The organism is Brevundimonas lutea, assembly GCF_003704105.1.
In the GTDB taxonomy this organism is placed as follows: domain Bacteria; phylum Pseudomonadota; class Alphaproteobacteria; order Caulobacterales; family Caulobacteraceae; genus Brevundimonas; species Brevundimonas lutea.
In genome coordinates this window covers 64,224-91,188 of the sequence record NZ_QUOQ01000006.1, presented here as the reverse complement: position 1 = coordinate 91,188, position 26,965 = coordinate 64,224, and the positions used below count along the sequence as shown (strand labels likewise).

Here is a 26,965-nt window from a genome sequence, read left to right as displayed (position 1 = left end):
AGCCCTCAAGTAGAGAAGCGTTGGGGCACGTTAAATCACGCCGCCGATTTCTTGCGGCTGGGGGCGACCATCAGCTTCTTGGTCTCGGCGATCGCCTTGGCCGGGTTCAATCCCTTCGGGCACACCTGGGCGCAGTTCATGATGGTGTGGCAGCGATAGAGCTTGAAAGGGTCCTCGAGGTCGTCCAGCCGGTCCTGGGTGGCGTCGTCGCGACTGTCGGCGATCCAGCGATAGGACTGAAGCAGCGCCGCCGGGCCCAGATAGGTCTCCTGGTTCCACCAGTAGCTGGGGCAGGAGGTCGAGCAGCAGGCGCACAGGATGCACTCGTAAAGCCCGTCCAGCTTCTCGCGGTCCTCGGGGCTTTGCAGCCGCTCCTTCTCCGGGTCCGGCTCGTCGGACTGGAGCCAGGGCTGAATGGAGTCGTACTGGGCGTAGAACAGCGACAGGTCGGTCACCAGGTCGCGCACCACCGGCTGATGCGGCAGGGGGGAGATGGTGATGTTGGACGACGAGCACTCGTCCCAGCCCTTGGTGCAGGCCAGGGTGTTGCGGCCGTCGATGGTCATCGAGCAGGAGCCGCAGATGCCCTCGCGGCACGAGCGCCGGAACGCCAGGGTCGGGTCGATGGTGTTCTTGATGTGGATCAGGGCGTCCAGCAGCATCGGGCCGTGATCGTCGGCCGAGACCTCATAGACGTCCCAGCGCGGGCTCTCGTCGGTCGTCGGGTCATAGCGATAGACCTTGTAGGTCTTGACGTTCTGGGCGCCGGCCGGGGCCTTGTGGACCTTGCCTTGGGCGGGCTTGGAGCCCTTGGGGAGGGTGAGCTGAACCATGCTCAGTACTTCCGTTCCTTGGGCGGGATGTAATCCACGTCCTCGCTCATGGTGTAGCTGTGAACGGGGCGGTAATCGATTTTCGACCGACCCTTGTCCTCGTCCAGCCACGCCAGGGTGTGTTTCATCCAGTTGGCGTCGTCGCGGTCGGGATAATCTTCCCGCGCATGGGCGCCGCGGCTCTCGGTGCGGTTCAGGGCGCCTTCGATGGTGACCACGGCCTGACCGATCAGGTTGTCGTATTCCAGCGTCTCGACCAGGTCGGTGTTCCAGATCATGCCCCGGTCGGTGGTCTGAATGTCCTTGCCCTTGGCGAAGATGTCGTGGAGGCGATCGACGCCCTTCTGCAGGGTCTCGCCGGTGCGGAAGACGGCGGCGTCCTCCTGCATGGCCTTCTGCATGTCCAGACGCAGTTCGGCGGTCGGGGTCGAGCCCGAGGCGTGGCGGAAGCGGTCCAGCCGCGCCAGATGCGCGTCGGTGGCCGTGGCCGGTGCGTCGGGCACGGCCGCCGCCTTGTCCACCACTTCGCCGCAGCGCAGGCCGGCGGCGCGGCCGAACACCACCAGGTCGATCAGCGAATTGGAGCCCAGGCGGTTGGCCCCGTGCACCGAGACGCAGGCCGCCTCGCCCACCGCCATCAGGCCCGGCACCACGGCGTCGGGGTCGTCGCCGACCTTGGTGAGCACCTCGCCATGATAGTTCGTGGGGATGCCGCCCATGTTGTAGTGGACCGTCGGCAGGACCGGGATCGGCTCCTTGGTGACATCCACCCCGGCGAAGATGCGGGCGCTCTCGGAAATGCCCGGCAGGCGCTGGTGGATGATCTTGGGGTCGAGGTGATCCAGGTGCAGGAAGATGTGGTCCTTGTTCGGGCCCACGCCTCGCCCTTCACGGATCTCGATGGTCATGGATCGGCTGACCATGTCGCGCGGGGCCAGGTCCTTCACGGTCGGGGCATAGCGCTCCATGAACCGCTCGCCCTCGGAATTGGTCAGATAGCCGCCCTCGCCACGCACGCCTTCGGTGATCAGGCAGCCGGCGCCGTAGATGCCGGTGGGGTGGAACTGCACGAACTCCATGTCCTGCAGCGGCAGGCCGGCGCGCAGCACCATGGCGTTGCCGTCGCCGGTGCAGGTGTGGGCCGAGGTGGCCGAGAAATAGGCGCGGCCATAGCCGCCGGTGGCTAGCACCACCATCTTGGCGCGGAACCGGTGCAGGGTGCCGTCGTCCAGCTTCCAGGCCGTGACGCCGGTGCAGACCGGCGGGCCCGAGCCCTGCTCCTGCATGATCAGGTCGAGCGCGAAATACTCGATGAAGAACTCGACGTTCCTGCGCACCGACTGACCGTACAGGGTGTGCAGGATGGCGTGGCCGGTGCGGTCGGCGGCGGCGCAGGTGCGCTGCACCGGGCCTTCGCCGAAGTTCTTGGTCATGCCGCCAAAGGCGCGCTGATAGATCTTGCCCTCATCGGTGCGCGAGAAGGGCACGCCCCAGTGCTCGAGCTCGTAGACCGCCTTGGGGGCGTTGCGGCACAGGTATTCGATGGAGTCCTGATCGCCCAGCCAGTCCGACCCCTTGACGGTGTCGAACATGTGCCAGCGCCAGTCGTCCTCGCCCATGTTGCCGAGCGCGGCCGAGATGCCGCCCTGGGCCGCCACGGTGTGCGAACGTGTCGGGAAGACCTTGGTGACGCAGGCGACCTTCAGCCCCTCGTGCGCCGCGCCCAGCGCCGCGCGCAGGCCGGCGCCGCCGGCGCCGACGACGACGACATCATATTCGTGATCGACGAACGCGTAAGCCATCAGAACCCTAGCCCGGCCGGCAGCGGCGCGGAGCCCAGCGCCAGCCGCACGATGAAGAAGACCCCGGCCGCGGTGGCCAAAAGGCAGACAATGTTGACCAGACCCAGCAGCAGCGCCTTGTTCCCGGCGCGGTGGATATAGTCCTCGATGATCACCTTCCAGGCGATCGAGATGTAGCCGAAGAAGACCACCAGGGTCAGGCCGGCCAGCACCGCGTTCAGGGGGTTGGCGAACCAGTCCATCGCGCCGTCGTAACCGGAACCGGCCAGGGTGAAGGCGCTGGCCGCGACCCACAGGCCCAGCACGACCAGAATGGCCAGGGCGATACGCTCGATCTTCCATTCGCCGGAGCCGTGGCGCTCGGAGACCTTCACGCGGTTCTTGAACCTGGGCTCACTCACAGCACAGCCCTCCCGGTCGCGAACAGGGCAGCCCAGAAGAGGACAGCCAGAACCACCGGCCCCCAGACGCAGAGGCTGGCCAGGGTGTTGGCCGTCTTGAGGCTCAGCCCAACGCCCAGGTCGTTGGTCTCGTGCCGCGCGCCGTTGAGGATGAAGGAGAACAGCACCACCGTCAGGCCGAAGCCGATGAACAGGCCGAACGGCGAGGCGGCGACCGTCAGAAAGCCGGTGTAGGCCTCGGGCCCGAAGGCCAGGGCCGCCAGCCACCCCAGCACGATCAGGGCGCCGACGCTGACGGCGCCGATGGTCACCCGGAACAGGATCGAGGCCAGCATGGTGACATGCCAGCGCCACACCTGCAGATGCGGCGACAGGGGGCGCGGCTTGCCCGGAACGGCGAAGCGACCGGTCTGGTCGTCCTTCGCATCGGCGGCTTGCGACATGCGAACGGTTCTCAGAAAGCCCTTTGAATTCAGGGCGAGACAATAGGTGATCAGGCTTTACGGACGGCCGGGCGGCGGTGTCAACGAAGGCCGGGTCGAAGCGGCCTTGCCGCGCAGCAAATGGCGAGGATTGGCCGGCGGCGTGGTCTTTCGGCGCCGTGGTTGCGCGTCAGGGCTGGCTTGTTAGGCTGTCCTCCATGACCCGTGTTCGACTCACACTCACCGTGATCGCCGGCGTCGGGCTGATGGCCGGACCCGTTCTGGCGCAACAGGGCCCAACGCCCTATGCGGAAGCCTCCGGCGGCGCCGAGCTTTACGCCCCGCCGCCGGTCAGGCCTTTCGAAGCGCCGTCGGATTTCGGCCTGGAGGCCGATCAGGGGGACGCCAAATGGACCGGCCCGCGCCCGCCGCTGATCATTCCCGTGGCCGTTGGGGACTATCGCAGCCAGTACGAGCATCCTCCGGCCAGCGCCGACGTCGCCTACGACCAGGCCGTGGCCGAACATGAACTGCGCGCCGACGGCATGATGGGCTCCCTGGACGGCCGCTGGCTGGCGTCGGATGCCTCGGGGCGGGCCGTGATGGAGCTGGACCTGCGCGATCCCGGCGACGGGCCGCGTATCGAAGGCGCCTGGCGCGACCTGACCGCGCCGGCGGCCACGCCCGGTCGGACCGGGGTGGTGCTCGGGGTGCGCGCCGTCGATGGCGCGGTGAGGGCCGGTCTGGAGGACGGCGCCGCCCTGTCGATCCGGCGCGGCGTCGACGGCGTGACGGCGCGACTGGAACGGGACGGCGCCGAGACGCCCCTGACGCTCAGACCGGCGGGCTGAACCCCGCGATCAGGTCGAGAAGGCGCCGTCGCTCGGCCTGCGGCCACGGCCGCGCGCCCGGTCGGCCCCAGACCGGATCGGGCCACAGGCCATCGTCGCGCCGGCGCCCGACCACATGCAGATGCAGCTGTGAGGTGACGTTGCCGATGGCGGCCGTGTTCAGCTTGTCGATCGGCCGGTCGATAGCCTGACCCAGAGCCCGCGCCAGCCGCCCTGCGGCCACCGCCTCCTCTAGCAGCCGCACCCGGTTGGACGCGGCAAGGTCGTCGATCTCAACCAGCCCCGCTAGGCGCGGGATCAGGATCAGCCAGGGGAAGCGCCCGTCGTCCTGCAGCCGCACGTGGCTGAGCGGCCAGTCGGCTGCCGCCACGGAGCCAGCTTCGAAGGCGGGATCGAGCGCGAAGGTCATGCCCCCGCGTCGCGCGCTGATCGCCTGCGGTCAAGCGGCCCGGCGGCCGCCGCGCGAGAAGCGCCACTTCATGGCCAGCACCCCCGCCGACATCACCAGCGCCAAACTGTTGGCGACCGTCACCGGCCAAGCGCCGCTCATCACCCCATAGACCACCCACAGGGCGAAGCAGCTGACCGTCAGGGAGTAGGTCTTCAGGCTGATGGCGTCGGCGTCCTTCTCCTTCCAGATCTTGATCATCTGGGGGGCGAAGCTGGTCACCGAACAGGCGGCGGCGGCGACCCCGAAGGCGTTGGCGATCATCTGGCTCATGAGCGCGGCAACAGCGCCGCTTGGCGCTTGTTCCTCACTCGGCCCCGGCTACCGCTCCGGCGTAGGCCTCGTCCTCGCCCACGGTGGCGAGGAAGCGCGGCGGGCGGAGGGCTTGGGTGGCCTGTTCGAAGGCGTAGCCGTAACTCAGCACCCGGGCATCCTCCCAGCGGCCGCCGATGAAGCTGATCCCCACCGGCAGGGGGCCGACAAAGCCCATCGGCACGGTCAGGTGCGGATAACCGGCCACCGCCGCCATCTGGCTGGCCGAGCCGCCGAAATGGTCGCCGTTGACCAGATCGGTCGGCCAGGCCGGACCGCCTGTTGGCGCGATCAACACCGTCACTCGGTGCTCGGCCATCAGCGTGTCGATGCCCTGCTCGCGCGCCAGACGACGGCTGGTCGCCAGGGCCTCGCGGTATTCGGGATCGTCGAGACCCTTGGTGGCCTCGGCCATCTCGAAGATGTCCTGATCGAAGATCGCCAGTTCGCGCGGCTCGCCGCGGTTGAAGGCGATGATGTCGGCCAAGCTGCGATACGGGACCTGGGCCGGGTCGGTGGTAGCCAGATAGGCGTTCAGCCCGGCCTTGAACTCGGTCAGCAGCACCTGGAATTCGGCCTGGCCCAGGGCGCCGCGATCCGGACCGCCCTCGGTGATCTCGACGATCTCGGCGCCCTGGGCCCGCAGCGCCGCCAGCGCCTGATCGAAGACGGCGTCGGTCGGGGCGGAATAGCCCATCAGGTAGCGCAGCACGCCGATCCGCGTCCCCCTCAGCGAGCCGGCGTCAAGCGCGGCCGCATAGTCGACCCGGCGGGCGTCGGCTTCGGCGGTGGCGGGGTCGGCGGGGTCGCCGCCGGCGATGGCGGTCAGGACCAGGGCGGCGTCGCGGACCGTGCGGGTCATGGGGCCGGCGGTGTCCTGGCTCTCGGAGATCGGCACCACATGGGTGCGCGACACGAGGCCGACCGTGGGCTTGAAGCCGACGATGCCGTTGGCCGCGGCCGGGCAGGTGATGGAGCCGTCGGTCTCTGTGCCGATCGCGGCCGGGACGATCCCCGCCGCCACGGCCGCCGCGCTGCCGGCCGAGGAGCCGCAGGTGTTGCGATCCAGGGCGTGCGGATTGCGGGTCAGCCCGCCCACCGCGCTCCAGCCGCTGGTCGAGCCGGTCGAGCGGATATTGGCCCATTCCGACAGGTTGGCCTTGCCCGCGATCACCGCCCCGGCTTCGCGTAGCCGGGCCACCAGCGGCGCGTCACGACCGGGGGCGTTGTCGATCAGGGCCAGCGATCCGGCCGTGGTCGGCATGTCGCGAGTCTCGATATTGTCCTTGATCAGGATGGGCATGCCGCTGAGCCCGTCCTCAGGCGACCAGCCGGTGGTCGAGACGCCGGGCGCCCAGGCGATGACGCTGTTCGTGGGATCGCTCGGCGCCGTGGCGCAGGCCCCCAGCAGGAGCGCGGCGCCCGCCGCCGCCAGCCAGCCGTTCAGTCGTGTCATGAGAGCCCTCCCCTGTGTCGCGCCCCACCCTAGCGGCGCGCCCGGCCCTGTCACCCCGGATTGCGCCGGTCGCTCGATCCGGCCCATGATCGCGGTCAGCAGAGGGGACCGCCGCATGAGACACCGCCTGATCGCCGCCGCCGTGATGAGCCTGGCCGCCACACCGGCCTTCACTCAGGACGAGCTGGCCACGCGGGTCGCCGCCGCGGCCGAGGCGGTCAATCCGCAGGTGATCGAATGGCGGCGCGACCTCCACGCCAACCCTGAGCTGGGCTTCGCCGAGACGCGCACCGCCGCCCTGGTGGCCGAGCATCTGCGTGGGCTGGGGATGGAGGTCCGGACCGAGGTCGGCAAGACGGGCGTGGTCGGGGTGCTGACCGGCGGCCGGCCGGGCCGGGTCGTGGCCCTGAGGGCCGACATGGACGCCCTGCCGGTGAAGGAGGCCACGGGGCTGCCCTTCGCCTCGACCGCCACCGGAACCTACATGGACGAGACCGTGCCCGTGGCCCACGCCTGCGGCCACGACGCCCATGTCGCCATGCTGATGGGGGCGGCGACCGTGCTGGCGGGGATGAAGGACCAGCTGGCCGGGACGGTGGTCTTCATCTTCCAGCCGGCCGAGGAGGGCGCGCCTCCCGGAGAGCCGCTGGGCGGCGCCGCTCTGATGATCCAGGAGGGCGCCCTCAAGGACCCGGCGGTCGAGGCCATCTTCGGCCTGCATGTGGTGCCGGGCGCGCCGGGCACGATCTTCTATCGGCCCGAGGGCTTCATGGCGGCGTCGGACCGGGTCGACATCGCCCTGACCGGCCGCCAGACCCACGGCGCCTGGCCGTGGAAGGGCGTGGACCTGAGCGCCACCATCGCCGCCATCATCCAGACCATCAACACCATCACCGCCCGGACGATCGATCCGACCACCACCCCGACGGTCTTCACCATCGCCACGATCGACGCGGGCGTGCGCTACAACATCATCCCCGGCGAGGCCTCGATGAGCGGCACGCTGCGCACCTTCGACACCGATCAGCGGGACGCCCTGGTCGCCCGCGCCCAGCAGGCCGTGCGCGACACCGCCCACGCCCACGGCGCCGAGGCCGAACTGACCGTCCGCCAGAACGCCGCCCTGGTCTATAATGACCCCGAGCTGTCGGCCTGGCTGGCCCCGGTGCTGACCGAGGCGGCCGGCGAGGGCCAGGTCGAGGCGGCCAGCCCGCCGACCACGGTGGCCGAGGACTTCTCCTATTTTCAGGGCGAGATCCCGGGCGTCTTCTATCACCTGGGCGGCTCGAAGGACGGCGTCGATCCGGCGACCTCTCCGCCCAATCACTCGCCCGAGTTCGACGTCAACGAGGCGATCCTGCCCCTGGGTGTGCGCACCCATGTGATGACGGCGGTGCGGTTCTTGGAGCGGGAGTGAGCCGGCCGGCTGGACTCATCGCGGCCGATAAAAAATGAGTCCAGGAGTCCAACGCCTCAGGGTGGGCGTGGCGGGATGTCGAGGAATTTCAAGGCGATGGCGGCCGGGCGCGCGGCGATTGGCGTTGGACTCCGGCCGGCGCGCGAGTCTAGCCGGGGGTCCAGCCCGGGTCGGGCGGCTTCGGAAATGAGGTTGGACGGGACGCGCATCCGGCCATCATGGGGCATCGGGCGGGGGAGCCGGACAATCGGACGCTGCCCCCGCGCGGAGCCCACCACGCGGGCGTGGACGCGGGGCGCATGGGGGATTAGCGCGCGCCTGACGCGGTTTCGGCGCGCGGCGGACCCATCCGCGCCCTGACCCGTTGGCCGGGCATGGATATTTCGCAGATGCTGTTTCAGGGCTGGTCCGGGCTGGCGCGCACGGCGCTGGTCGGGGCGCTGGCCTATGTCGGGCTGGTGGTGTTCCTGCGGCTGTCGGGCAAGCGGACGCTGTCCAAGCTGAACGCCTTTGATCTGGTGGTCACGGTGGCGCTGGGCTCGATCCTGGCGACCATCCTGCTGAACGAGGACGTGGCCCTGGCCGAGGGGATGGTAGCCTTCGCTACCCTGATCGGGCTGCAGTACGCCGTCACCTGGTCGTCGATCCGCTGGGCCTGGGTCAGGCGCGGGGTGCGGGGCGATCCCGCCGTGCTGGTCCGCGACGGCCGGCCGGTGGAGGCGGCCCTGAAACGCGAGCGGGTCACCGAGGACGAGGCGCTGAGCGCCGTGCGCGACGCCGGCGGTCGTGACCTCATGGCGGCCGAGGTGGTGATCCTGGAAAGCGACGGCAGCCTGACGGCGATCCTGCGACGCTGAACCTTCACCGTCCCGGCGGGGTTCACCGGGCATGGATGCTTTCGACCCCCAGACGTTTCACAGCCTGATCGGCGTTCAGGGCGAGGACATCGGCTGGGCGCAGATGTCGCTGCGCGCCGTGGCCATCTTCGTCGTCGGCCTGATCATCATGCGGTTCGCGGCGTCGCGGGCGTTCGGCAAGTGGACGGCGCTGGACATCATCCTGGCGGTGATCGTCGGCTCGAACCTCAGCCGGGCCCTGACCGGCAGCGCGCCGTTCTGGCCGACGGTGGTGGCCACCTTCGTGCTGATCGCCCTGCACGCCGTCCTGATCTGGGCGGTGACCCGCTGGCCGTCCCTGTCGCGGCTGCTGAAGGGGCGTTCGGTGCGGCTGGTGATCGACGGGGCAGTGGACGAGGAGGCCCTGCGCCGCCACGGCATCGGCCCGGGCGACCTGCGCATGGCGCTGCGGGCGCGCGGCCTGGCCGAGGTCGAGGACGCCGAGACCGTGCATCTGGAACGCAACGGCGACATCAGCGTCATCCCCCGCTCGGGCTGAGCCGTCTTGCCGCGCGCCGCCGGACGCGGTGTTGTGGCGCCGGACCCGGAGACCCCGCCCATGGCCGTGACCCACTTTCTGGCGATCTTCACCTCGGACAAGACGGGGCCGAAGTGGCGGGAATGGTATGGGCTGAGCCCGGCCGAACAGGTCCGGCGCGACGAGGCGGGCCTTAACGCCATCGCCGCCTGGGAGGCCGCCCACCGCGACAGCATCGTCTATGGCGGCGGGGCGCTGGGTCCGACCAAGCGGATCGACGACAGCGGGGCGGTGACGGACGTGGTCAATCTGCTGACCGTCTTCCTGGTGGTCCGCGCCGACAGCCCCGAGGCCGCGTGCCGCCTGCTGGAGCACCACCCCCACATCACCCACTTCGTCTGCGACGGCGTGGAGGTGATGCCGGTGCTGGGCGGCGAGGCGGCGGAGCGAGCAGAGGACGGCTAGGCTAGAGCTCTGCCAGGCCTCAGCAGAACTTCCTAAACTCGAACAGGATGACGCCCGCCAGCACCAGCGGCAGTCACCGCATTGTCGCCGAGCGCAGAAGCTTGAACGCCGACACATGGCCCAAAACGATCTGAGTCATCCCCAGCCCCAGCAGGGTCGACAGCACAATGGCGAGCCAGCGGAAGGTATCCATGTGGGGGAGTGCAGCGCGGAAATAGCGGATCGGGGGGCTAGTGGTGTTGTACCGCCTCTGTACCGGGGGGGGGGTGACGATCGACTGAGCAGAACGAGGCCCAGCAGAGTGCCGTTCAGGCCGATCATCAGGATGACGAGCTACTCGGTCTAGTCTGTTGCCCAAAGGTAGATAGATGACACGCTTAAAAACTCAGATTTACTCGTCGCAACATTTGCTGCTTTAATCGCTACAGTTCATCAAGTTCATTCAAAATACTCTCGAGCGCCTTGTCTGCGCCGCTCGTTTGGCGTTGGGCCTTTCTGTATAAGTCCTTCATCAAGGCGTAGTGGTTGCGGAAATCTCCAACAGAGGGTTTGACATCAGGCTCAGAAATTTCCTCATCCCAAAATCTGTCTATCTCTGTGTGTTTCTTGTCAGAAATGACAATTCCATAATCGACCTCATCAAACTCCTTAACGTTAGCCTTTATAGAAACGATATAATTTCCCACAGATGTCTCATAATCTCCTGACCACGTTCCTGTGGTCCAGATCTGATGTTCTGATTCAGTTCTGACATACAAACGTTCAGAAAGTTTTCGGTGACGACTCGTAACGTCGTTCATATTTGTTTCTCCAGAACGAGACTAATTCTAGTAAGGAAAACTTCATAGTCAGACATTGCGATCTGAGCCGGCGCAACCTCAGGAAAATCAATATCTTTCACTAACGATGTTCTAATTCTGCGAAGATACTTATCGATATCGCCAATCATTCTAGCGATCTGAGTTCGGCCGCTCGCGTCTATTTTCGAAGGCAGTCCTTCTAAGCGCGTTAATGAAATTCTAGCCTCAGACATGCTGTCGATAGCATAAGACCAGTTCCCTCCCGACAGATGCCTCTGCGTTTCGCGAAGCGCGGAAGTCGCGCGCGCGACCTCCGACGTTACATCATACGCTGCGAAGCGCGATTTCGCTTTCCGCGAAGCATCGGCGGCAACCTCAGCAAGAGACCCGGCGTGAACAATTTGTCGTATGGCAATGTAAAACCCGACAAATGCGCCGATGAGACCATACGTCGATAGTATCAGCGACAATGCGTTAGATATGCCAACTAAAGCACTCAAGGCAGGCCAAGAGAGATATGTTGCAATCGCGCATGCGACCAACGCCACCGACACGATGATCGCTAGGTGACCGATCTCCTCCTTGGGCAGAAGAAATTTTCGCCCGACGGCGGTAGTGTCGTCTCCAAGCCCCACACCAAACCTCTTATCAAGCTTAGAAAAATTTGAAGTGCTCAGGCTCGAAGGTCAAGTAATCCGTTCCTAATGCACCTGCGCCTTCCCGATCTCCAGCCCGTCCGCGCCCGCTGACACGGCGATCACACTCCCGTCCTCGATCTCGCCCGCCAGCAGCTTCCGTGCGATCGGGTCGACCAGCTCTTTCTGGATGACGCGTTTGAGGGGTCTGGCGCCATAGACCGGGTCGTAGCCCTTGTCGGCGAGCCAGGCGGCGGCGCTGTCGTCGAGGGCTAGGGTCAGTCTTCGGTCGGCCAGCAACCGCTCGAACCGGGCCAGCTGGATGCGGACGATGCCGCTCATCTGGTCGCGGCCGAGGCGGCGGAACAGGATGATCTCGTCGATGCGGTTCAGGAACTCGGGGCGGAAGTGGGCGCGGACGGCGTCCATGACGAAGGGGCGGACGGCCTCGACATCCTCGCCCTCGGACTGATTGGCCAGGGCCTCGGAGCCCAGGTTCGAGGTCATGATGATCAGGGTGTTCTTGAAGTCGATGGTGCGGCCCTGGCTGTCGGTCAGGCGGCCGTCGTCCAGCACCTGGAGCAGGACGTTGAACACGTCCGGGTGGGCCTTTTCGACCTCGTCGAACAGCACGACCTGATAGGGGCGGCGGCGCACCGCCTCGGTCAGGGCGCCGCCCTCGTCATAGCCGACATAGCCGGGAGGGGCGCCGATCAGGCGGCTGACCGAGTGCTTCTCCATGTATTCGCTCATGTCGATGCGGGTGATGGCCGCCTCGTCGTCGAACAGGAATTCGGCCAGGGCCTTGGTCAGCTCGGTCTTGCCGACGCCGGTGGGGCCCAGGAACAGGAAGGAGCCGAGCGGGCGGTTGGGGTCGTTCAGGCCGGCGCGGGCGCGGCGCACGGCGTCCGAGACGGCGATCAGGGCGTCTTCCTGACCGACCACGCGGCCGCGCAGGGCGTCCTCCATGGACAGCAGCTTTTCGCGCTCCCCCTCCAGCATCTTGTCGACGGGCACGCCGGTCCAGCGGCTGACCACGGCGGCGATCTGTTCGGCGTCGACGACTTCGGGAGTGAGCGCGGAGCCTTTCGCGTCATCCTCGGCGGCCTCGGCCTGTTCCAGCTGACGCTCCAGCTGGGGGATCTGGCCATAAGCGATCTCCGACGCGCGGCCGAGGTCGCCGGCGCGCTGGGCGTTGGCCAGTTCGAGGCGCAGGCGGTCCAGGGTCTCGCGCAGCTGGGCGGCCTGGCCGACCTTGTCCTTCTCCGCCTTCCAGCGGGCGGTGAGCTCTTCGGACTGGGCCTCCAGATCGGCGATGTCGGCCTCGAGCTTTTCGAGACGGGCTCTGGAGGCCGAGTCGGTCTCCTTCTTCAGGGCCTCGCGTTCGATCTTGAGCTGGACCAGACGGCGGTCGATCTCGTCCAGCGCCTCGGGCTTGGAATCCACGGCCATGCGCACGCGGCTGGCGGCCTCGTCGATCAGGTCGATGGCCTTGTCGGGCAGGAAGCGGTCGGTGATGTAGCGGTTCGACAGGGTGGCGGCGGCGACGATAGCCGAGTCCGAGATGCGCACGCCGTGGTGGACCTCGTACTTCTCCTTGAGGCCGCGCAGGATCGAGACGGTGTCCTCGACCGAGGGCTCGTCGACGAACACCGGCTGGAAGCGGCGGGCCAGGGCGGCGTCCTTCTCGACGTGCTTCCTGTACTCATCCAGGGTGGTGGCCCCGACGCAGTGAAGCTCGCCGCGCGCCAGGGCGGGCTTCAGCAGGTTGGAGGCGTCCATGGCGCCGTCGCCCTTTCCGGCGCCGACCAGGGTGTGCATCTCGTCGATGAACAGGATGATCTGACCCTCGGCGGCTGTGACCTCGTTCAGCACGGCCTTGAGCCGCTCCTCGAACTCGCCGCGGTATTTCGCGCCGGCGATCAGGCTGCCCATGTCGAGCGCCAGAACCTTCTTGTCCTTGAGGCTTTCGGGCACGTCGCCGTTGACGATGCGGGCGGCCAGGCCTTCGGCGATGGCGGTCTTGCCGACACCGGGCTCGCCGATCAGGACGGGGTTGTTCTTGGTGCGGCGGGCCAGGACCTGGATGGTGCGGCGGATCTCCTCGTCGCGGCCGATGACCGGGTCGATCTTGCCGTCGCGGGCGGCCTGGGTCAGGTCGCGGGCATAGCGTTTCAGGGCGTCATAGCCCTCCTCCGCCGACGCCGAGTCGGCGGTCTTGCCCTTGCGGATATCGAGAATGGCCTCATCCAGCTTGTCGGGGGTGACGCCCGAGGCGGCCAGCACCGTCTTGGCCACCCCGCCCTCGCGGGCCAGGGCCGCCAGCAGCCGCTCGGTGGTGACGAACTGATCGCCGGCCTTCTTGGCGGCCTGTTCGGCGGCGGCGAAGACGCGGGCGGTGTCGCCGTCCAGATAGAGCTGGCCGCTTCCGCCCTCGACCTGGGCGCGCTTGGACAGCGCCGTCTCGATGTCGGTCTCGGCGCGGGCGGGGTCGCCGCCGGCGGTGGTGATGAGGTTACGGGCGAGGCCGTCGCGCGCCTCGAGCAGCACCTTGAGCAGGTGTTCGGGCGCGAACTGCTGGTGACGGCGGGCCAGGGCCAGCGACTGGGCGGCCTGCACCGCCTGTTTGGCGCGGTCGGAATAGAGGTCGAGGTTCATGGTGGGGCCTCCCCTTGGAAAGGCGGATCACCCGGCCCAGCCCCCGACGATCGGCGACCCCAGCCCGGGTCGAGGCGAAAATGGGTGTGGCCGATGAACCACACAAGAGCCCCGCGGCCACCGTGTGGGACCGACGTCAGCCTCCAGGCGCTGTGGAGAAGTCGAACTGTTCCGGCTGGCGGCGGGGCGCCGAGCCGAAGGTCCAGGTCAGGCCGATGTAGAAGGCGCGCAGCTGGATGTCCTGCTCGGACCGCTCGCGGAACTGGGCGGTCTCGAAGGTGGTGACGCTGTTGAAGCTGTTCAGCAGGTCTCGGCCGGTGACGTTGAGCGACAGCTTGTCCGTCAGTTTGCGGCGATAGCCGAAGTTGAGCATGCCGCCGCCCTCGCGCTCGCCCTGGGCCAGCAGGCTGTCGCCCTGCCAGAAGCCCATCAGCTGGACGAAGTCTTTGTCGGTCGGCTGCCAGTTCAGACTGACCCGACCATTGGCGATGGTCGCCTCGCGATCCGCGCCGCCGGTGACGTTCCCGGGGTCGATCTCCTGGCGGAACAGGTTGAGGCCGGCGCTGTAGCGCAGGGTCGAGTGAAGCTGGCCGTTGGCGGAGAGATCGACACCGAGGTCGCGGCGGCCGCCCAGGTTCTCGGGCCGGGTCAGCAGGATGCCGTCGCCGACCTCGATGGCCACGTCGGTGAAGGCGCCGTCGGTGTCGCGCAGATAGGCGGTGGCCTGATAGAAGGTCTGGCCCTGGCGCTTCTGCCACATCACCTCGAAGGCGTCGGTTTCCTGGGGCTCCAGGTCCGGATTGCCGGAGCGCAGGCTGTCGGGACCGGCATAGGCGACGAAGGGATTCAGCTGGCTGGGCTGGGGCCGCTGGATGCGGCGCGAATAGCTGGCGCGCAGGGTCTGGTCGTCGGTCAGCTGGTACTGCAGGTGGGCCGTCGGATAGGCGCGGAAATAGTCCTGGGTCGCCGACAGGCCGCCCGTCAGATCGTCGATCTCGATGTCGGCCTGTTCCAGGCGGAGGCCAGCCTGGGCCGAAAACTTCTCCCCGAACGGACGTTCCCAGGTGCCGTAAAGGGCGTGCACGGTCTGGCGCGCCTCGAAGGCGTTGCTCTGGCCGGCGACAGGCGCCAGCGCGGCCTCGGTCGGGCCGCGGCTGAGCAGGAAATCCTGATCGGGGCGCTGCTCGTTCAGCTCATAGCCCGCGCGGATGCGGCCGCCGTCCGAGGTGGGGCGGACATAGGCGCTGGTGAAAGCCAGGGTCGTCTGATCCGACGCGTTTTCGGTCGCTTCGAAGAAGCCGGGATCGGCGGGCGTCAGGAAGGTGGTCTCGACCAGGGAGCTACTTTCGTTGCTGTTCTGGTCGAAGCGCAGTTCGTTGGTCCACTCGTGGCCCGCGTCGTCGAAGCGATGGACCACACGGCCGGTCGCGCCCCAGTTGACGAAGTCGAAATCGACATCGCCAAACCGCCGGAAGGCGCTGGTCAGATCGCCGTCGCCGTCGCGGTTCTCGAACAGGCTGTCGTTCCAGCCACCGCCCGAGAAGGACACGCCGCGCACCTCGCCGGTGACCTGGGTGCGGTCGGTCAGGCGATACTCGGCGGTGAACCGGCCGACGCCGCCATTCTGGTCGTTGGAGGCCTCGAGCTCGCTGTCGATGGTCCCGACCAGGGCTCCTGTCGCGGGGTCGAACACCTCGCGTTCACGCAGGAAGCCGACCTCGGTGGTGTCCTGGCGATAGTTGAGATCGCCGGACAGGGTCAGTTTGTCCTTCTGCCACGAGCCGCTGAGGCCGCCGTTCCAGCGGCCGTCCTCGCCGACATTGACGCGCAGTGATCCGGTGGTCTGGGTTCCCGACGGCGGCGCATTGCGCTTGGAGATCAGATTGATGACACCGCCCGAGCCCTCGGGGCTGTAGGCGGCGGAGGGATTGGTCATGACCTCGACACGCTCGTAACGGTCGGCCGGCAGCTGCAACAGAGCCTGGCCGCGCCCGGCGCCGCTGAGAATTCCGGAGGGCTGGCCGTCGATCAGGATGGTGACGCCGGGATCGCCGCGCAGGGAGACGTTGCCTTCGGTGTCCACCTCGACCGAGGGGACGTTCCTCAGGGCGTCGGCCAGGCTTCCGGTCGTGGCCTGAAGGTCGTTGGCGAGGCCGTAGCTGATGGAATCGATGGAGGTGCGGATGCCGTCGCGCTGGCCCGTGACGGTGATGGCCTCAAGCTCGGTCGCTTCGTCCGCGGCGTCCTGATCGTCCTCGCTCTCGGAGGGCGGCGGGTCGGCCTGGGCCGGCGCAGTCGGCTGGGCTTGGGTCTGAGCCGGGGTCTGGCTGGAGGCGGACGGGGCGGGCGGCGGAGCGTTCGTCTGGGCGGCGGCCGCGCTCGCCAGGGCCATCACGCCGACACCCGCGAGCAGAGCGGCCCTTACGCCCCGGCCGGACATGGAGGAATGACTTTCGCCGGTCGGGGTCATGGGAAGCAGCCCTGCGCATCTTCGCACCGAAGGCCGGTCGAAACCTTTGCGTGCTCCGTGGCTATCGCTGCAACGCGGCTTGTTCCAGTTACTTCGCGGACAGTTTGTTACAAAGAATTCATGGAGATAGGCGACGCATCACGCTGAGCCGTTCGGGCTGTCCGCGCGACGGCGATCCGTGCTTGGCGCGACGGGTGTGTCGGCCTAGCGTCACCCTCCGGCCAACCGTCCACAATCCGAGTCCGCCATGTCGTTTCGTCTCAGCCGCCGTCACGCCCTGTTCGCCACCGCGGGCGCGGTCGCAGTCCCCGCTCGGGCCCTGGCCCAAGCGCCGGTCGCGGCGAACGACGTGGGGCGCGATCTCGCCGCCGAGGTCGACGCCTATGTGCGGCGTTGCCTGGCCGCCTGGCCGGATCAGCCGGCGCTGGGCGTGGCGGTGGTGGCCGATGGACGCCCGCTGCTGACCCGGGGCTATGGCGTCAGGAAACAGGGCGAGGCGGCGCGGGTGGACGAGCACAGCCTGTTCGCCATCGCCTCCAACACCAAGAACGTCACCGCCGCGGCGATGGCCATGCTGGTCGATGACGGCAAGGTGAAGTGGGACGAGCCGGTCCGGACCTATCTGCCCGGCTTCACCCTGTCGGACCCGGTGATCGGCGAGCGGATCACGGTGCGGGACACGCTCAGCCACCGGGCCGGGTTCGGCCTGGGCGCGGGCGATCTGCTGTTCTGGCCCAATTCGGACCGGACGCGGGCCGAGATCATGGCCGCCGTGCCCCACGTGCCGATCGAGGACCAGTTCCGGGCGCGGTACCACTATTGCAACCTGATGTTCGTGGTCGCCGGCGAGATCATCGCGGCGGTCTCGGGCATGGCGTGGGAGGACTTCGTCCAGAGCCGCATCCTGGACAGGGTCGGCATGGCCGAGACCGTGCCGCTGATGAGCCGGGCCGATCCGGCCAGGTCGGCGCTGCCGCACGGGCGGATCGGTCCGCCGCTGCGCTATCAAGGGCCGATGACCCTGTTGTCGGACACCATCGCCGGCATCTGGGACTGGGACTCGGCCGGGGCGGCGGGGGGCTTCTGCACCACGCCCGCCGACTGGGCCAGGTGGATCGGGGTGTGCCTGGCCGAGGGCGTCCTGCCCGACGGCACGCGGCTGTTCTCGGAAGCCTCGGCGCGCGAACTGTGGCGGCCGAACATCATCGCCGGATCGTCGCCGGGTCCGACGGCCGAACTGCCCGGCCGGTCGATCGCCTCGACCTACGCCCTGGGTTGGCAGGTCCAGGACTATCGCGGCGAGCGGATGGTGACCCACGGCGGCGGCTCGCCCGGCGGCATCTCGGCCACGGTGCTGATCCCGGGCCGCAAGGTCGGCTTCGCCATCTTCTCCAACGCCGAGGAAAGCTATCTGCTGAGAAGCCTGAGGAGCGGCGTGGCCGACATCCTGATGGGCAAGGGCGAGGGCTTCGACTGGATCGCCGACTCTCAGCGGCTGGAGGCGGAGGGGCGCGAGAAATCCCTGGCGGCCGCCGTCGAGATCGACGCCGAACAGGCGGCCGGCGCGGCGCCGTCCCTGCCTCTGTCGGCCTATGCCGGGACGTGGCGCGACCCCTGGTACGGCGACATCGTCATCTCGGAGCGCGACGGCGGCCTCTGGCTGGACTTCACCCGGTCGCTGGCGCTGAAGGGACCGCTGGAGCCCTATGACGGCGACACCCTGCGCACCCGGTTCCCCGACAAGCGCGAGGAAGACACCTTTGTGATGTTCGAACTGGAGGCGGGTCGTCCGGTCCGCGCGACGATGAAGGGGGTCAGCCCCGACATCGACTTCAGCTATGACTATCAGGACTTGAGACTGACCCGGGTCTGACCCCAGCCGTCAGCTGTCGTGCATGGCCTCGCCGTGCTGGGTCAGGTCCAGCCCCTGGCGCTCGTCGCTCTCGGAGACGCGCAGGCCGGTGGTCAGCTTGCAGACCCACAGGATGGCGAAGGTGGCGACGGCCGACCAGGCGATGACGGCCCCCAGGCCCCACAGCTGGCTCAGCACATTGGCGCCCTCGGCCGCCGGGTTCACGGCCGCGCTGGCGAAGACGCCGGTCAGTACCGCCCCGACCAGACCCCCGACACCGTGGATTCCGAAGACGTCCAGGCTGTCGTCATAGCGAAGCCAGCGCTTGATGAAGACCACGGCGAACCAGCAGGCGACGCCCCCGATCAGGCCGATCACGAAGGCCCCCGAAGAATCCACGAACCCCGCCGCCGGGGTCACCGCCACCAGGCCGGCGATGGCGCCCGAGACCAGGCCCAGCAGGGTCGGCTGTTTGCGTGTGATCCATTCGGCGGCGGCCCAGCCGATCCCGCCGGTGGCGGCGGCGACCAGACTGCCCAGCAGGGCCTGGGCGGCGATGGCGTCGGGGGCCCAGGCGCTGCCCGCGTTGAACCCGATCCAGCCAACCCAGAGCAGGGCTGCGCCGATCAGGGTTAGGCCCAGATTGTGCGGCGCCATGTTGTCGCGACCGAAGCCGGTGCGCCGCCCCAACATCACGGCGCAGACCAGTCCAGCGACCCCGGAGTTGACGTGCACCACCGCCCCGCCGGCGAAGTCGAGCACGCCCGCGTCGGACAGGAAGCCGCCCGACCACACCCAGTGGCAGACCGGCGCATAGACGATCAGGTGCCACAGGCCGATGAACAGCAGAAAGGCCGAGAACTTCATCCGCTCGGCCACGGCGCCGGCGATCAGCGCCGGGGTGATGATGGCGAAGGTCAGCTGATAGGCGACCCACAGCGCCTCGGGCAGGCCGGGCGCCCCGGCCCAGGCCGTTTCGACCCCGACGCCTCGCAGAAAGACGCTGTCCAGCGACCCGACGAAACGATTGAGGCCCGCGTCGCCCGCTGTGCCGAAGGCGAGGGAATAGCCGACCGCGAACCACAGGACGGTGATCAGCAGGGCTGCCGCGAAGGACTGGGCCAGGGTGGCCAGCACGTTCTTCTTTCGGACCATGCCGCCGTAGAACAGCGCCAGCCCCGGAACGGTCATCAGCAGCACCAGGGCGGTTGAGGTCAGGATCCAGGCCGTCGCCGCCGGATCCAGCGCCAGCGGCGCCTGATGTCTGAGCAGATCGGGGACGGCGGCCATCGCCGCGCCGGGAAGAGCCAGGGCCGCGAGGCCGATGAGCGTCGCCGAAATCCGCATATCCGATCCCCCGATAGTCTCTCGCGAGACGGGATGCTGCGGGTGCGAAGTGTGACGCGGTTGCGAAGGCTTTGGCAAGCGGCGATGACGGTCGCGCATCCCCACGCACGATGACATAGGGTTACGCATGACCGAGCACACCGACTTGGCCGAGCGCCGCTTCACCTCCTCAGATGGCCTCAGCCTCTTCGCCCGCGACCGGGCAGGCGCGGACGGTCCGGCGCGCCTGCCGGTGATCGCCATCCACGGGCTGACGCGAAACAGCGCCGACTTCGAGGGGGTGGCGCCCCGGATCACAGCTCTGGGGCGGCGGGTGGTTTCGGTCGATGTCCGCGGGCGGGGCCGGTCGGACCGGGCGCCCGATCCCATGACCTATGTGCCGCCGGTCTATGCCCAGGACGTGCTGGCCTTGATGGATCAGGCGGGGATCGGGCGGGCGATCTTGCTCGGCACCTCCATGGGCGGGCTGATCACCATGGTGCTGGCCGCCGTGGCGCCCGACCGGGTGGCGGCCTCGATCCTCAACGACATCGGCCCCGAGGTGGCGCCGGAGGGTCTGGCGCGGATCGCCGCCTATGCCGGGCAGAAGGTCGAGATCACGAGCTGGGATGACGCCGCCGCCTATGCCCGACGCATCAACGAGGGCGCCCTGCCGCACTATGACGAGGCCGACTGGATGGCCTTTGCGCGACGGACGTTCCGCGAGGGCCCGGACGGGGTTCCGGCGCTGGATTATGATCCCGACATCTCCGCGCCGATCCGGGCGGCGGGCAAGGACGCCTTGGTCCCCGACCTTTGGCCGGCGTTCCGCAATCTGGCCGAGGGTCGGCCGACCCTGCTGATCCGGGGCGCGACCTCCGACCTGCTCAGCCCCGCCATCGCCGAGCGGATGCAGGCCGAGGCGCCGGACCTGACGCGTGTCGACATCCCCGCCATCGGTCACGCGCCCATGCTGGACGAACCCGAGGCCTGGGCGGCGATCGAGCGCTTTTTGGCCGAGGCGCCGTAAGCTTGCCCCGGCGGGGACGCTGGGGCATTGCCGCCTCATGCGCCTCGCCTTTCTCGGAACCCCCGACTTTGCTGTGCCGTCCCTGGCCGAGCTGATCGCCTCGGGCCATGAGGTGGTCGCCGCCTATAGCCAGCCTCCGCGCCCGCGCGGCCGGGGCCAGACGCTGCAGCCCTCGCCGGTCCAGGCCTTCGCCGAGAGCATGGGCGTGCCGGTCTTCACCCCCGCCTCGATGAAGACGGAGGAGGCGATCAACACCTTTCGCTCGCTGGATCTCGATGCGGCCGTGGTCGTCGCCTATGGCCAGATCCTGCCGCGCGCCGTGCTGGAGGCGCCGCGCCTGGGGTCGTTCAACCTGCACGGCTCGCTGCTGCCACGCTGGCGCGGGGCGGCGCCGATCCAGCGCGCCGTCATGGCCGGCGACGCCCAGACCGGTGTCCAGATCATGCGCATGACCGAGGGACTGGACGAAGGGCCGGTGATCCTGTCCGAGGTTCTGCCGATCGGGCCGGAGGACACGGCCGGGTCGCTGGGCGAACGCATGGCCCACGTCGGCGCCGGGCTGTGGTCCCGGGCTCTGGCGGCCATCGAGCGCGGCGGCGCGACCGAGACCGAACAGGCGGGCGAACCGACCTACGCCAGAAAGATCACCTCCGCCGAGGCGCGCATCGACTGGTCGCGGCCGGCCCGCGAGGTCGATGGTCTAATCCGGGGCCTGTCCCCCCGGCCCGGCGCCTGGTTCGAGCTGGACGGCGCGCGGGTGAAAGCCTTGCTGTCGCGCGCCGAGTCCGACGACGGCGTTCCGGGCCAGGTACTGGACGACCGGCTGCTGATCGCCTGCGACGAGGGCGCGGTTCGGCTGCTGCGGGTGCAGCGCGAGGGCAAGGCCGTGCAGTCGGCCGAGGACTTCCTGCGGGGCCAGCCGGTCGCGGCGGGCGCGCGGCTGAGCTGATGCCCCGCTATCGGCTGGTCATCGAATACGACGGCTCCGGCTACAACGGCTTTCAGGCCCAGGCCGACCAGCCGACCGTCCAGGGCGCCATCGAGGACGCGGTCGAGGCCTTTTGCGGCCAGCGCCTGCGGCTGGCCGCGGCGGGGCGGACCGACAGCGGCGTCCACGCCACCGGTCAGGTGATCCAGGTGGACCTCGAACGGGACTGGCCGGCGCGTACGGTTATGAACGCCCTGAACGCCCATCTGGCGGCCGAGCCCATCGCGGTGCTGTCGGCCGAGGTCGCCGAGGGCGACTGGCACGCCCGGTTCTCGGCGACGGAGCGGCGCTATCTCTACCGCATCCTGACCCGTCCGGCGCCGCCGGCGCTGGAGCGCGGCCGCGTGTGGCACGTGAAACAGCCGCTGGACGCCGAGGCGATGCACGACGCGGCCCGGGCCCTGACCGGCCTGCACGACTTCACAACCTTCCGCGATGTCGGCTGTCAGGCCAAGTCGCCGACCAAGACCCTGGACGAGGCGACGGTGACGCGGGTGGGAGAGGAGGTCCGCCTGACCTTCCGGGCCCGCAGCTTCCTGCACCGCCAGGTGCGCTCCATGACCGGCAGCCTGGTGCAGGTGGGGCTGGGCCGGTGGACGGCCGACGACCTCCGCGCCGCGCTCGAGGCCCGCGACCGGGCGCGCTGCGGCCCTGTGGCGCCGTCGGACGGTCTCTATCTCGCCGGCGTCGGCTACGATCAGCCGGCGGAATAGCTCGTCTTGGTCTGGGTGAAGAACTCCACCGCCGCAAAGCCCTGCTCGCGCGGCCCATAGCTGGACGACTTCGTGCCGCCGAAGGGCACGTGATAATCAACCCCGGCCGTCGGCAGATTGACCATGGTCATGCCGGCCCGAGCGCGCCGCTGGAAATCCCGCGCATGTTTCAGGCTTGAGGTGACGATGCCCGCGGACAGGCCGAATTCGACCCCGTTGGCGATCGCCAGCGCCTGCTCATAGTCCTTGACCCGGATGGTCGAGGCGACGGGTCCGAACACCTCTTCGGAATTGATCCGCATGCCCGCCTCGGTGTCGGCGATCAGGGTCGGCTGGACGTACCAGCCGGGCAGGTCCAGCTGAAGCCGCTCGCCGCCGGTGACGATCCGGCCGCCCTCCCCTTTGGCGATGTCGATGTAGCGGTAGGAGGTCTCGCGCTGGTCCTCGGACACCGCTGGGCCGATCTTCGTCTCCGGGTCGAGCGCCGACCCCACCTTCAGGCCCCGGACCTTCTCGGCCAGGGCCTCGACGAACCGGTCGTGGATGCCGTCCTGGACGATCAGGCGGCTGGAGGCGGTGCAGCGCTGGCCGGTGGCGAAGAAGGAGCCGTCCAGGGCGATGGTCACGGCCCGCTCCAGATCGGCGTCGTCCAGCACGATCAACGGGTTCTTGCCGCCCATCTCGAGTTGCACCCGGGCCTGGCGGCGGACAGCGCCCTCGGCCACGCCGGCCCCGACCTTCTGGGAGCCGGTGAAGCTGACGCCCGCAATGTCCTTGTGATCGACGATCGCCTGGCCGACACCGCCGCGCCCGATCACCAGATTGAGCACGCCCTTGGGCAGGCCCGCCTCATGCAGGATGGCGACGAGCGCCTCCGCCGTCGCCGGGGTCGGGCCGGCGGGTTTGAGCACCACGGTGTTGCCGAAGGCCAGCGCCGGCGCCGCCTTCCAGGCCGGGATGGCGATCGGGAAGTTCCAGGGCGTGATCAGGCCATAGACCCCGACCGGCTGACGATAGGTCTGAATCTCGACGCCCGGCCGGACGGACGCCAGATTCTGGCCGTGGACGCGCAGCGCCTCTCCGGCGAAGTATTTGAGAATGCGGGCCGCTCGGACGGTTTCGCCGACGCCCTCGGCCAGGGTCTTGCCCTCTTCACGCGACAGCAGACGACCGACGGCGTCCTTGCGCTCCATCAGCAGCTGGCCGGCGCGGTCCAGGATGTCGGAACGGACCTCGGGCGACGCCTCGGCCCAGGCCGGGAAGGCGGCCTTGGCGGCGGCCACGGCCCGATCGACCTCGGGGGCCCCGCCGTCGGGGGTGCGAGCCACAACCTCGCGGGTGTCCGAGGGATTGAGGCTTTCGCCCGGCCGGTCCGCCGCGACGCGCTCGCCGTCGATCCAGTGGGTGAGGTCGAGGGTTTCGGTCATGCCGCCGCCGATATGCAGAGAGGTGGCGCGCCCGACACGAACTCGACCGTGTGACCTTTGCCTTCGGAGCCGCCCCAGCTGCGATTTCTAGCATTTGAGGGTGATTGATTTTCGATACTATGTCGTTGTTCCGAAAGCAAGTTCGCAGTTCAGTCGGTTCCGGCCCTTTTCGTGAAGCGCTGCATTCACTGCCCCATGACTGCCCCACATTTCGGGCGAAAGGCGGTGAGCGGCGCGGGACAGGAGCGACATGCCCAAGCGCCAGACTATCACAACCGACCGCCAGATTTTATCACTCAAGTCGCGAGCGTCGTCGTACGAACTGAGCGTCGCGGACGCACGCGGCCTCGCGCTTCGCGTCCTACCGTCCGGGTCCAAGTCGTTCGAGTTTCGATACGTCAACCTAGCCGGAAGGCGACGTCGCATGGTCCTCGGCGCGTATCCCAGTCTGGGGCTCAGCCAAGCCCGCAACAAGGCCATGGCTCTGCGTGTGGCGGTGGTCGATGGAGCGGACCCGGCCGGTGAGCGGATCGCGGCGCGCGAAGCCGCTCGCACAGGTGAAACATTGTCCGAACTAGCCGAGGCCTACTGGCCAGCGGCAGCCCGAGGCCTCCACGGCGGGCGGCGGCGGCCCAAGACACCGGGCGTGATCCGGGCGGAGCAAAGCCGTTACCGCCTGCACATCGAGCCCAAGCTTGGGTCGCGTGTGTTTACCGAGCTGAAGCGCCGGGACATCCGGATGTTTATGCGAGACCTGGCGGCGGGCAGCGGCCTGTCCCCGAACGGCGTGGCGTCAATCGGCACCTGCCTGTCGTCGATCCTGGCGTTCGCGGTGTTTGAAGACCGGATCGAATTCAATCCCGCGACCGGCCTGACCCGCCCACTAGCGCTTCGCACGCGCGAACGCATGTTCGATGATGAGGGTTTGCGGATCTTGAGGGATGGCCTTGTTCGTTCATCTGTGCGGCGCGTCAGAGGTGAGACCCGCGAGGACATGGCCGCGCGGATCGAGCCGGAGACCGCCCTGGCGCTGCGCTTTCTACTTCTCACTCTAACGCGACGGGGCGAAGTGGCCGGCGCACGGTGGTCCGAAGTCGATAGGGCGGCCCGCATCTGGACCGTGCCCGCCGAGCGGATGAAGGCGCGACGAGCGCATGTGGTGCCGCTCTCCGCTCAGGCGCTGGAGGTCCTGGATCAGGCGCGTTCGGTCTGCGAAGCGTCGCCCTTTATATTTCCATCTGTTGGGAACGCTGCCACGCACCTCCAGGCGGATTTGTTGACGCGTGCCGTTAGCCGGCTGTGCAATCGGCTCAGTATTGCGCCGGGCTCCCCTCACGACTTTCGCCGGAGCGGCGCAACGACGCTAACGACAGAGCGCTATGGCGTGCGCCGCTTCGTGGTTTCCAAGGTTCTGGCCCACACACCCACGGACGGCGCCTCACTCATCACCGCCGTCTACGACCGAAACGACTATCTGCCCGAGAAGAGACAGGCACTGGAGCTCTGGGGAGGCCATGTGGCGCGCCTGGGCCAAAGGGACCCGCGAACCTTGGCGTACCAGCCTCGTCATTCCGTCGGGTGGTTTGCGATGGCGGATGCCGCGATCCAATAGGCTTCTGGAGGGAACTCAAAGCGGCTCTGATACTACCTCGTCGCGCTGTTGAGGTCCGCGCGGTCATGCGGGCCGGAATCGGGAAGTGGCCACCCCACCCGTCTCTTCGCGGCTGGCGTCTCTGACGATGCGTCCATTTGTCACCCTTTTAGGGTTGTGCTGGACAGAGGGTGTCTCATCGGCCTTCGTGTTCAACGGGAGGCGAAGCGTTGATGCTCCTTATGGTAAATGTCATCGGGTGCGGCCGTGTGGCACTTGCATCATGTGGGGTAGCAATAATTGTACTCCTTGGAGGCTGCTCGGCGCAGAATGATGTGACGACCGACGGAGACGGCGCAGCCCTACAAGAACATAGCCAGTCGCAGCCTCGCGGCCTGGTTACCTTACGCGAGGGCGAAGTTCGCGAGTCTGCCCTCCCTCTGAAAACGATATTCCGCCGGATTACGATCGACGACAACTTCCGTCGCGACCATCCGCTGGCCCAGGACATGACCTTCAGCGTCGCGGTCGGACGACCCTTCGCTGTCCTGAGACGTCGACTGGATGGGGACGCGATCAGATTTCGGCGAGGGCCCGAGACGTGCGGTGGGTGCACCGCGGAGGCGACGATCTCCGTCATTATCGAAAAACCGTTCCCCGGAATCTATCGCGTGTCGATGAACGGGAGCACATCGGACGGTCGCTTCAGCATAGTGCGCGAGCGCCCGGAAACCGATCTCTGGTTGTCGCCGCAGGACGGCGAGTTGGACCACAGCGGCCGCGTGGTCGCGTCCGTCCGGCGCGACGTCCGCGACCTAGCTGACGAGGCCTGCCGAGGTCTGGCTGGCCAGCCTTGCATAACGGATCGTGCCGCGGAGGGATTGGAATGGCCTTTGGAACAATCGAAATCGCCCTGAAGCTCGTCGGCCTTTTCCCGGCTCCATCGAGGACATAGCCCTCAGCAAAGATGAGATCGGACCTGTCCCCGCCTTGCAGGACATTGGACAGCGAGTTGCCGACGAGGATGTCGTCGCCGTCGCCCCCCGTGGCGTTGTCGATGAACGCGCTTCATCCACAGACTTGCTGCAGGAGCGAACAAACGACATCGCAAAAGAACAGCAAGGGAAACGAGCCTCAGGTCGGAGGATAGAAGCCGTGGTCGCTTGTCAGATAACGGTGCGCTAGAACGATCAACGGAAGCAGAAGGCCGAGAGCGAAACTTGCCGCAGAAACCCATTCGAGCGTCGTTTCGGCATAGTAGAGGCGGTCCTCAGCGGCCTTGGTGTCCACAGGCTCTTCCAACGGCTTGCCGTCCCGGAATCTCTCCGTGTGACCCTTCCAGACTTTCCAAGCCAACGCGTGACGCTTAGCCGACAGCGGCGCAACCACACCGGCGCTCAGTAGTCCGATAGCCAGCAGCTGGGCATGATTAGTGCCGCCACGGCTTCCGACCCGCCGTCGACAACCTTGGCGGCGAGCGCAGCCAGCGCGGCCCCATTCGCAACCGCCAACCACAAAACCCAGCGCTGGTTCATGGCGATTGCGCGATCGAGCTCAGTTCGTTGGTTGCTGATCAGCTCCTCGACTTGGTGCTGCGCGATCTGTTCCGGCTTTAGGTCTTTCATGTCCGGCCTCCCTTAACCGACAGCCTAGGTCGCTCTGCGGGGTGATCCAACGGTCGCTCTGATGCTTTG

General features: G+C 67.9%; 24 protein-coding genes. 10 read left to right on the top strand and 14 right to left on the bottom strand.

The window, feature by feature from the left end; translation table 11 throughout:
- Window positions 1-35: 35 nt before the first annotated feature.
- From EES48_RS11825 to sdhC, 4 genes are read right to left on the bottom strand one after another with little or no spacing between them, the layout of a single operon-like run.
- Entirely contained in the window at window positions 36-833 is a 798-nt protein-coding gene (locus tag EES48_RS11825; protein WP_122467139.1) for a succinate dehydrogenase iron-sulfur subunit, read from the bottom strand.
- Window positions 834-835: 2 nt separating this feature from the next.
- Window positions 836-2,638, bottom strand: coding sequence for a succinate dehydrogenase flavoprotein subunit (gene sdhA, locus EES48_RS11820; RefSeq protein ID WP_122467580.1), 1,803 nt, complete (start codon window positions 2,636-2,638; stop codon window positions 836-838).
- Window positions 2,635-3,036, bottom strand: a complete 402-nt coding sequence (gene sdhD, locus EES48_RS11815) for a succinate dehydrogenase, hydrophobic membrane anchor protein (RefSeq protein WP_122467137.1) — start codon at window positions 3,034-3,036, stop codon at window positions 2,635-2,637. Before sdhD ends, sdhA begins: the two co-directional genes overlap by 4 nt.
- On the bottom strand, window positions 3,033-3,479 hold the full coding sequence (gene sdhC / locus EES48_RS11810) for a succinate dehydrogenase, cytochrome b556 subunit (protein ID WP_205679452.1): 447 nt from the start codon (window positions 3,477-3,479) through the stop codon (window positions 3,033-3,035). Before sdhC ends, sdhD begins: the two co-directional genes overlap by 4 nt.
- A gap of 197 nt (window positions 3,480-3,676) precedes the next feature.
- Between sdhC and EES48_RS11805 the strand changes: the two genes are divergently transcribed.
- Window positions 3,677-4,309, top strand: coding sequence for a hypothetical protein (locus EES48_RS11805; protein ID WP_162998141.1), 633 nt, complete (start codon window positions 3,677-3,679; stop codon window positions 4,307-4,309).
- Here EES48_RS11805 and EES48_RS11800 read toward each other — a convergent pair.
- The 3 genes from EES48_RS11800 to EES48_RS11790 are packed head-to-tail and all read right to left on the bottom strand — an operon-like array spanning window position 4,293 to window position 6,525.
- The gene (locus tag EES48_RS11800) at window positions 4,293-4,718 is read right to left on the bottom strand and encodes an HIT domain-containing protein (protein ID WP_122467132.1); all 426 of its coding nucleotides are present in this window, start codon (window positions 4,716-4,718) and stop codon (window positions 4,293-4,295) included. The two genes, EES48_RS11805 and EES48_RS11800, sit on opposite strands and share 17 nt — an antisense overlap.
- A gap of 30 nt (window positions 4,719-4,748) precedes the next feature.
- Window positions 4,749-5,030 carry a SemiSWEET family sugar transporter gene (locus EES48_RS11795; protein ID WP_122467129.1) on the bottom strand — a complete coding sequence of 94 codons (282 nt, stop codon included), beginning with the start codon at window positions 5,028-5,030 and terminating at the stop codon, window positions 4,749-4,751.
- Window positions 5,031-5,064: 34 nt separating this feature from the next.
- Complete coding sequence (locus EES48_RS11790) at window positions 5,065-6,525, bottom strand: amidase (RefSeq protein ID WP_122467126.1); 1,461 nt, start codon at window positions 6,523-6,525, stop codon at window positions 5,065-5,067.
- Window positions 6,526-6,640: 115 nt separating this feature from the next.
- On the opposite strand from EES48_RS11790, the gene EES48_RS11785 reads away from it, so the two are divergent.
- The 4 genes from EES48_RS11785 (at window position 6,641) to EES48_RS11770 (ending at window position 9,781) form a co-directional block, all read left to right on the top strand.
- Complete coding sequence (locus EES48_RS11785) at window positions 6,641-7,942, top strand: amidohydrolase (RefSeq protein ID WP_122467571.1); 1,302 nt, start codon at window positions 6,641-6,643, stop codon at window positions 7,940-7,942.
- 374 nt (window positions 7,943-8,316) lie between these two features.
- Entirely contained in the window at window positions 8,317-8,799 is a 483-nt protein-coding gene (locus EES48_RS11780; protein ID WP_122467123.1) for a DUF421 domain-containing protein, read from the top strand.
- Between the two features lie 31 nt (window positions 8,800-8,830).
- Window positions 8,831-9,337: a DUF421 domain-containing protein gene (locus EES48_RS11775; protein ID WP_122467121.1), complete on the top strand. Its 507-nt coding sequence runs from the start codon at window positions 8,831-8,833 to the stop codon at window positions 9,335-9,337.
- Between the two features lie 60 nt (window positions 9,338-9,397).
- On the top strand, window positions 9,398-9,781 hold the full coding sequence (locus EES48_RS11770; protein ID WP_122467118.1) for a hypothetical protein: 384 nt from the start codon (window positions 9,398-9,400) through the stop codon (window positions 9,779-9,781).
- Between the two features lie 422 nt (window positions 9,782-10,203).
- Here the strand turns inward: EES48_RS11770 and EES48_RS14905 are convergent, their stop codons facing one another.
- The 4 genes from EES48_RS14905 to EES48_RS11760 form a co-directional block, all read right to left on the bottom strand.
- A complete protein-coding gene (locus EES48_RS14905; protein ID WP_162998140.1) occupies window positions 10,204-10,581 on the bottom strand; it encodes a hypothetical protein in 378 nt (125 codons plus the stop codon).
- Entirely contained in the window at window positions 10,578-11,216 is a 639-nt protein-coding gene (locus EES48_RS14900) for a hypothetical protein (protein WP_162998139.1), read from the bottom strand. Before EES48_RS14900 ends, EES48_RS14905 begins: the two co-directional genes overlap by 4 nt.
- 66 nt (window positions 11,217-11,282) lie before the next feature.
- The gene (gene clpB / locus EES48_RS11765; RefSeq protein ID WP_122467115.1) at window positions 11,283-13,874 is read right to left on the bottom strand and encodes an ATP-dependent chaperone ClpB; all 2,592 of its coding nucleotides are present in this window, start codon (window positions 13,872-13,874) and stop codon (window positions 11,283-11,285) included.
- Between the two features lie 136 nt (window positions 13,875-14,010).
- Complete coding sequence (locus tag EES48_RS11760; protein WP_240623337.1) at window positions 14,011-16,344, bottom strand: outer membrane beta-barrel family protein; 2,334 nt, start codon at window positions 16,342-16,344, stop codon at window positions 14,011-14,013.
- A 247-nt stretch (window positions 16,345-16,591) separates the two neighbouring features.
- Between EES48_RS11760 and EES48_RS11755 the strand changes: the two genes are divergently transcribed.
- Window positions 16,592-18,217 carry a serine hydrolase gene (locus EES48_RS11755; protein WP_122467112.1) on the top strand — a complete coding sequence of 542 codons (1,626 nt, stop codon included), beginning with the start codon at window positions 16,592-16,594 and terminating at the stop codon, window positions 18,215-18,217.
- A 9-nt stretch (window positions 18,218-18,226) separates the two neighbouring features.
- Here EES48_RS11755 and EES48_RS11750 read toward each other — a convergent pair whose 3' ends face one another.
- Window positions 18,227-19,543, bottom strand: a complete 1,317-nt coding sequence (locus EES48_RS11750; RefSeq protein ID WP_122467109.1) for an ammonium transporter — start codon at window positions 19,541-19,543, stop codon at window positions 18,227-18,229.
- A gap of 127 nt (window positions 19,544-19,670) precedes the next feature.
- Between EES48_RS11750 and EES48_RS11745 the strand changes: the two genes are divergently transcribed.
- From EES48_RS11745 to truA, 3 genes are read left to right on the top strand one after another with little or no spacing between them, the layout of a single operon-like run.
- A complete protein-coding gene (locus EES48_RS11745) occupies window positions 19,671-20,552 on the top strand; it encodes an alpha/beta fold hydrolase (protein ID WP_122467106.1) in 882 nt (293 codons plus the stop codon).
- Between the two features lie 37 nt (window positions 20,553-20,589).
- Window positions 20,590-21,501 carry a methionyl-tRNA formyltransferase gene (gene fmt / locus EES48_RS11740; RefSeq protein ID WP_122467104.1) on the top strand — a complete coding sequence of 304 codons (912 nt, stop codon included), beginning with the start codon at window positions 20,590-20,592 and terminating at the stop codon, window positions 21,499-21,501.
- Window positions 21,501-22,253 carry a tRNA pseudouridine(38-40) synthase TruA gene (truA, locus tag EES48_RS11735; RefSeq protein WP_122467101.1) on the top strand — a complete coding sequence of 251 codons (753 nt, stop codon included), beginning with the start codon at window positions 21,501-21,503 and terminating at the stop codon, window positions 22,251-22,253. The genes fmt and truA overlap by 1 nt, the downstream gene beginning before the upstream one ends.
- Here the strand turns inward: truA and EES48_RS11730 are convergent.
- Complete coding sequence (locus EES48_RS11730) at window positions 22,238-23,680, bottom strand: aldehyde dehydrogenase family protein (protein WP_122467098.1); 1,443 nt, start codon at window positions 23,678-23,680, stop codon at window positions 22,238-22,240. The genes truA and EES48_RS11730 overlap by 16 nt on opposite strands.
- A 250-nt stretch (window positions 23,681-23,930) precedes the next feature.
- On the opposite strand from EES48_RS11730, the gene EES48_RS11725 reads away from it, so the two are divergent.
- Entirely contained in the window at window positions 23,931-25,292 is a 1,362-nt protein-coding gene (locus EES48_RS11725) for a tyrosine-type recombinase/integrase (protein WP_122467093.1), read from the top strand.
- Window positions 25,293-26,668: 1,376 nt separating this feature from the next.
- Here the strand turns inward: EES48_RS11725 and EES48_RS11715 are convergent.
- Window positions 26,669-26,896, bottom strand: coding sequence for a hypothetical protein (locus EES48_RS11715; RefSeq protein WP_122467088.1), 228 nt, complete (start codon window positions 26,894-26,896; stop codon window positions 26,669-26,671).
- Between the last annotated feature and the right edge of the window lie 69 nt (window positions 26,897-26,965).

Coding starts and splice junctions, on each gene's coding strand:
- EES48_RS11825 (WP_122467139.1), bottom strand. CDS start 833: ATGGTTCAGCTCACCCTCCCCAAGGGCTCCAAGCCCGCCCAAGGCAAG.
- sdhC (WP_205679452.1), bottom strand. CDS start 3,479: ATGTCGCAAGCCGCCGATGCGAAGGACGACCAGACCGGTCGCTTCGCC.
- EES48_RS11805 (WP_162998141.1), top strand. CDS start 3,677: ATGACCCGTGTTCGACTCACACTCACCGTGATCGCCGGCGTCGGGCTG.
- EES48_RS11800 (WP_122467132.1), bottom strand. CDS start 4,718: ATGACCTTCGCGCTCGATCCCGCCTTCGAAGCTGGCTCCGTGGCGGCA.
- EES48_RS11795 (WP_122467129.1), bottom strand. CDS start 5,030: ATGAGCCAGATGATCGCCAACGCCTTCGGGGTCGCCGCCGCCGCCTGT.
- EES48_RS11790 (WP_122467126.1), bottom strand. CDS start 6,525: ATGACACGACTGAACGGCTGGCTGGCGGCGGCGGGCGCCGCGCTCCTG.
- EES48_RS11785 (WP_122467571.1), top strand. CDS start 6,641: ATGAGACACCGCCTGATCGCCGCCGCCGTGATGAGCCTGGCCGCCACA.
- EES48_RS11780 (WP_122467123.1), top strand. CDS start 8,317: ATGGATATTTCGCAGATGCTGTTTCAGGGCTGGTCCGGGCTGGCGCGC.
- EES48_RS11775 (WP_122467121.1), top strand. CDS start 8,831: ATGGATGCTTTCGACCCCCAGACGTTTCACAGCCTGATCGGCGTTCAG.
- EES48_RS11770 (WP_122467118.1), top strand. CDS start 9,398: ATGGCCGTGACCCACTTTCTGGCGATCTTCACCTCGGACAAGACGGGG.
- EES48_RS14905 (WP_162998140.1), bottom strand. CDS start 10,581: ATGAACGACGTTACGAGTCGTCACCGAAAACTTTCTGAACGTTTGTAT.
- clpB (WP_122467115.1), bottom strand. CDS start 13,874: ATGAACCTCGACCTCTATTCCGACCGCGCCAAACAGGCGGTGCAGGCC.
- EES48_RS11760 (WP_240623337.1), bottom strand. CDS start 16,344: ATGACCCCGACCGGCGAAAGTCATTCCTCCATGTCCGGCCGGGGCGTA.
- EES48_RS11755 (WP_122467112.1), top strand. CDS start 16,592: ATGTCGTTTCGTCTCAGCCGCCGTCACGCCCTGTTCGCCACCGCGGGC.
- EES48_RS11750 (WP_122467109.1), bottom strand. CDS start 19,543: ATGCGGATTTCGGCGACGCTCATCGGCCTCGCGGCCCTGGCTCTTCCC.
- EES48_RS11745 (WP_122467106.1), top strand. CDS start 19,671: ATGACCGAGCACACCGACTTGGCCGAGCGCCGCTTCACCTCCTCAGAT.
- fmt (WP_122467104.1), top strand. CDS start 20,590: ATGCGCCTCGCCTTTCTCGGAACCCCCGACTTTGCTGTGCCGTCCCTG.
- truA (WP_122467101.1), top strand. CDS start 21,501: ATGCCCCGCTATCGGCTGGTCATCGAATACGACGGCTCCGGCTACAAC.
- EES48_RS11730 (WP_122467098.1), bottom strand. CDS start 23,680: ATGACCGAAACCCTCGACCTCACCCACTGGATCGACGGCGAGCGCGTC.
- EES48_RS11725 (WP_122467093.1), top strand. CDS start 23,931: ATGCCCAAGCGCCAGACTATCACAACCGACCGCCAGATTTTATCACTC.
- EES48_RS11715 (WP_122467088.1), bottom strand. CDS start 26,896: ATGAAAGACCTAAAGCCGGAACAGATCGCGCAGCACCAAGTCGAGGAG.